General features: G+C 65.8%; 1 protein-coding gene and 1 other annotated feature. The gene reads left to right on the top strand.

Annotated features, from left to right (window positions below; translation table 11 throughout):
• Window positions 1-49: 49 nt before the first annotated feature.
• Window positions 50-1278, top strand: a protein-coding gene (locus ACFQRJ_RS12585; protein WP_377019485.1) for an IS3 family transposase whose coding sequence is annotated in 2 segments (ribosomal slippage) — window positions 50-341 and window positions 341-1278 — 1230 coding nt in all. Because the reading frame shifts where the segments join, the coding sequence is not laid out codon by codon here.
• Window positions 328-430: a sequence feature (AL1L pseudoknot), on the top strand. It overlaps the preceding gene by 103 nt.
• Window positions 1279-1306 lie beyond the last annotated feature (28 nt).

The raw sequence follows: 1306 nt of genomic DNA, 5'->3' as shown, positions 1-1306 counted from the left end.
TGAAGCGCCCTGGGTTTCGTTCCGATCCTGATACGAGGAGGATTGGAACATGCCGAGCAAGTACCCACAGTCGTTCCGGGACCGTGCCATTCGCATGGTCACCGATCGGATGGAGGCCGAGGAGGGCCTGTCGCAGTACCAGGCGATCACCGAGATCGCCCCGAAGCTGAACGTGTCGAAGGAGTCGCTGCGACGCTGGATCGAGCAGTCCGACGTCGATGCCGGGACCAAGCCGGGCCGATCGACCGAGGCGCAGGAGGAGATCCGCCGGCTCAAGCGGGAGAACGCCGAGCTGCGCAGGGCGAACGAGATCCTCAAGTCCGCATCGGCGTTTTTCGCCGCGGAGCTCGACCGCCCCTCGACGAAATGATCGCGTTCATCGACCTGCACCGCGATCAGTTCGGGGTCGAGCTCATCTGCCGCACCCTCGCGGCAGCCGAGGGCGGCTTCATCACCTCACGCGGATACCGCGCCGCTAAGAGGAGACCGGCCAGCGACCGTGCCCTGCGAGACCAAACCCTGATCCCCGAGGTCAAGCGCATCCACGCTCAGAACTATGGCGTCTATGGGGCGCGGAAGATGTGGCATGCCATGCGCCGCGAGGGCTGGGACATCGGACGCGACCAGTGCGCCCGGCTCATGCGCACAGCCGGCCTGCACGGCGTTGTCCGGGGACGGAAGCCCCGCACCACGAAACCGGCGTCGGTGCCGGATCATCGGCCAGACCTGGTCGAGCGGAACTTCCACGCTCCCGGCCCGAACCAGCTCTGGGTCGCTGATATCACCTACGTGCGCACCACCAGCGGATTCTGCTACACCGCGTTCGTCATCGACGCCTTCTCCCGCCGGATCGCGGGCTGGGCGACCCGGGCGACGATGCGCACCGAGGACCTACCCCTCGAGGCCCTGCAGCACGCGCTGATCGCTGCGAAAGACCAGGCCATCACCGATCTGGTCCATCACAGCGACCGAGGAAGCCAATACGTTTCCATTCGCTACACCGAGCACCTCGCCGAGGCCGGGATCACCGCCTCGGTCGGCTCACGCGGCGACAGCTACGACAATGCCCTGGCCGAGACCGTCAACGGGCTCTATAAAACCGAGCTGATCCACGCCCGGACCGCGTGGCCGTCGATGACCGAGGTTGAGTTCGCAACGATGAACTGGGTCCACTGGTGGAACCACCAGCGACTCCATCAGGCCCTCGAGTACTCGACCCCGATCGAGGTTGAGGCCGCCTACGCTGAGTCCCGGGAGCCCTCACCGGCCCCCGCATAGAAAGCGGAACGGAAGCCAGGGCGCTTCA

Origin of the sequence: Brachybacterium sp. GCM10030252 (genome assembly GCF_042666535.1) — a bacterium.
GTDB lineage: Bacteria > Actinomycetota > Actinomycetes > Actinomycetales > Dermabacteraceae > Brachybacterium.
The sequence above is the reverse complement of the archived record's forward strand: the minus strand, read 5'-3'. Positions and strand labels throughout refer to the sequence as shown.